General features: G+C 40.9%; 3 protein-coding genes. 1 reads left to right on the forward strand and 2 read right to left on the reverse strand.

What is annotated here, in order from left to right; genetic code table 11:
• Window positions 1–350: 350 nt before the first annotated feature.
• Entirely contained in the window at window positions 351–1,088 is a 738-nt protein-coding gene (purC, locus tag IQ229_RS19130) for a phosphoribosylaminoimidazolesuccinocarboxamide synthase (protein ID WP_194046456.1), read from the reverse strand.
• A 638-nt stretch (window positions 1,089–1,726) separates the two neighbouring features.
• Here purC and IQ229_RS19135 point away from each other — a divergent pair.
• A complete protein-coding gene (locus IQ229_RS19135; protein ID WP_194046458.1) occupies window positions 1,727–2,002 on the forward strand; it encodes a DUF7219 family protein in 276 nt (91 codons plus the stop codon).
• A gap of 61 nt (window positions 2,003–2,063) precedes the next feature.
• Here IQ229_RS19135 and IQ229_RS19140 read toward each other — a convergent pair.
• Window positions 2,064–3,413 (reverse strand): adenylate/guanylate cyclase domain-containing protein (locus IQ229_RS19140; protein ID WP_322744022.1); only part of this gene is annotated, 1,350 nt, incomplete at its 5' end.

Raw genomic sequence — 3,413 nt, forward strand, 5'->3', positions numbered from 1 at the left:
ACTTTTACTAGAGTTAACCTGACCAGTGTCCTTTTCTGGCTGCTGATTTGTTTCTAGTGTCAAAACTTCTGTTGTCTGTTTGGAACTGTTGGCGGTTTCTGCATTTGCACTCAATGAGCCACCCAAAGGGGCTGCAATTGCTACTGCTGCCAGCAATACGGGAGATAAACGCATTTTACTTATATTCCTCTTCACGACCACACACACACCATCACAAGGCAATAATGCCCTTATGCCAAAGGTAAAATTTCAAAACATAATTTTTTTCTTTTGCTTTTTTACTTTACAAGGCAAAAGGCAAAAGGCAAAAGTTAAATATAATTCCTTCTGACCTTTTGGTTTTTACCTGGTTAACTTATAGTTTCTACTGCTTTTAGCACTCTTTGTAAGACCTCCTGGTAGGCATCCTCTACATTTCCTAAGTCTCGGCGAAAGCGATCTTTGTCCATTACTCGGCGATTTGAGTCCTTTTCTGCGGTATCCCATAAACGACAGGTGTCGGGGCTAATTTCATCTGCCAAGAGCAACTGCTGTTGTGAGTCCAAACCAAACTCTAGTTTGAAGTCTACTAGGGTAATGCCACACCGCTGCCAAAAGTTATTGAGAAATTCATTGATTTGCAATGCTAGATGTGTAATTGCGTCTACTTGTTCCGCAGTCGCTAGTTCTAGCAGATACAGGCGATCGCGTGTCAACAAAGGATCTCCTAATTGATCGTTTTTATAATAGAACTCAACCAAAGGCTGTTTCAAAATTGTACCCACTGGTAAACCTGTTTGCTGACACAGACTGCCAGCAGCAATATTTCTGATCACTACTTCTAAGGGTAAAATCTTTACTGCTCTCACCCGCATTTGATTCGGAGCAGGGCTGTCGATAAAGTGAGTCTTTATACCATAAGCCTCCAACTGTTTAAAAAGCTGGCTGGAAATGCTACAATTAATTTTTCCTTTCCCTTCAATGTTGCCACGCTTTTGGGCGTTAAACGCCGTGGCATCGTCCTTAAAATCAGCCAACAAGACTTCTGGATCGTCCGTTGTATAAAGAATTTTTGCTTTGCCTTCGTATAATTTGGAATTAACAGACATGGTGGCAGGTAATGTTTTAGGCGATGGACAAAAGTCGTCCTTTGAGGCTTCACCATTTTATCTTTAGTTATTAACTATTAGCCATTGGTGACTATTTAAGACAAAACAGGGGCAGGGTAAAATAAGTAATAACTAATACCCAGACCAATTTTCTCTTCTGGGTCGCTGTTTAATAGCCAGTTACCAAAGCTTTAGAACTAAATCTCTAACTTTTAATAGATGACAATTAGCTTGCGTATTTAGTATGTTTGCCTAAGTAGTTTTACTATCAGGATTGTAATTGTTTTTGAGAAAATAAAGTTACTAATACATACTGATATATGATAATAATTTGTACCTCAAGGTTTTGACTGAAGCTAATTACAATTTGAACTTCATAAATTAAGATGAGATAAATTTAGAACAGGGAGGAAAATCAAATATTTTCTCTAGGAACTTAGCGCAAACTTTTTTTGTAATATTTACAACACAAAGTATTTTAAGCTTTATCCTCTAGTATCAAAATCTAAATCAACCAATTTCTGCATCACCAATTGGAAAAGGAGTTGGATCATTTGATTTCCCGCAGTTTGACAAAAGAAGATTGGGTTAGCTAGTGATTCAGCTTCAGAAACCTAAACACAAGGTGAATTGAATAAATGGAGAAAAAAATAGTGAACAAGGATGATTTTCTGTTCCCTCGTGGTCGCTACTACGGTCAGGTAAAGCCAGAAAACTTGGTTTTTAATGCCAATTTACAGGAATTTGCTCAACGGGTAAGTTACATTTGCAACTTAGAAACAGGTGGAAAAGTGCCTCCAGATGCAGCTTACGAACAAATAAAGGAACTGTGGAAACAGTTGAAACGCTCAAAAAAAGAGTTAGGAATTGGCGAAGCTCCGTTTCAAGATGGCCAGGGAGAGGCTAAAGATTGAATGGGGAATGGGATACGGGGCATTGGGAACTGATAAATCACAAATGACCAATGACCAATGACTACTTAGTAAGCATTGTCCAAATACCATCCCAGGACTCTGGAGGCGGTGTTCGTTGGTAATTACGCGCACGCTCTAGGTGGATATCAACAGCTTGGTCTTGGGGTTGGATGGATTTAGCGGCTTCAAAACAGGCGATCGCTTGTGAGAAGTTGCGCGATAAATAAGCATCGCGTCCAGTATGATAATGAAATAAAAACTCTTGAGTATTGGCATCTAGGGAAGTAGCGCGATCGCCAATTAACTCGTAGATATTCACAGCCTGGTGTTTCCCTTTGACTCGGATTTTATCTAACTGGCGCACCCAAATGCGATCGCTGCACAATTTGTAAGTAAATTCACTTAAAATAATATCACAACCGTAATCTTTAGTGACCGCTTCCAAGCGCGAACTTAAATTTACACCATCTCCAATTACGGTGTAATCCATCCGTTTGCGGGAACCAATATTACCCGAAACCACATCCCCAGAACTAATCCCAATGCCAATACGAATTTGCGGCTGCGCCTGGATAATTCGCCGTTGGTTAAATTCCTCTAAGCGGCGTCTCATATCTAACGCTGACTGCACAGCCCTCCAAGCATGATTTTCTGTCAATGGTAGCGGCGCACCAAATACCGCCATTAAGGCATCACCAATAAATTTATCAAGAGTGCCTTCGTGGTTAAAAACCGCCTCCACCATCGTTTCAAAATACTGATTGAGCAGCAATACCACCTCAGCTGCACCGAGATTTTCTGTAAGTGTTGTATAGCCCCGGATATCAGAAAACAAGATAGTTACTTCCTTCCGTTCGCCTACCATTAAAGCATCTTCCCCTAATGCCATAACTTGTTCAGCTACATGGGGTGTCAGGTAGCGGGACATAGTAGTTTTCATCCGTTTTTCCTGAGTAATGTCTTCTAAGACCACCAAACCACCGCGGACACCGCCTTCTGGGTTAGTCAGGGGATTAACAGTAAGATTGATATTGCGTTCTAATGTTTGTACATCATTAGAAGTGAGAAACTCAGATTGGGGAGTCAGAGGTTGATTCCAAGGAATAAAAATATCGGGGTTAGTGCGATCGCGCAGTGCTAGTATTGAGTGTTGATTCCTAAGTCCTGTTAACGGTAGCGGAGCGTTTAGCCCGTCCTGATTTTCACTCAGCACTTGGTAAAGTCCCAGCATCAAACTTTGCTCTGGCACATAATGTTTAGCTCCAGTTTTGAGACTATCTTCTAGTCGCATTTGGAGATTTTCAATTGGCACAACTTCCCAAACTAGGCGACCAATCAAATTTTGTTCCCACAAAATCTTGTTGTTTTTACTATTAGCGTCTCCTATCGGGCAACCCAGCAACTCTAGGGC

It is taken from the genome of Nostoc cf. edaphicum LEGE 07299, from assembly GCF_015207245.1.
Classification (GTDB): domain Bacteria; phylum Cyanobacteriota; class Cyanobacteriia; order Cyanobacteriales; family Nostocaceae; genus Nostoc; species Nostoc edaphicum_B.

Coding starts and splice junctions, on each gene's coding strand:
- IQ229_RS19135 (WP_194046458.1), top strand. CDS start 1,727: ATGGAGAAAAAAATAGTGAACAAGGATGATTTTCTGTTCCCTCGTGGT.
- purC (WP_194046456.1), bottom strand. CDS start 1,088: ATGTCTGTTAATTCCAAATTATACGAAGGCAAAGCAAAAATTCTTTAT.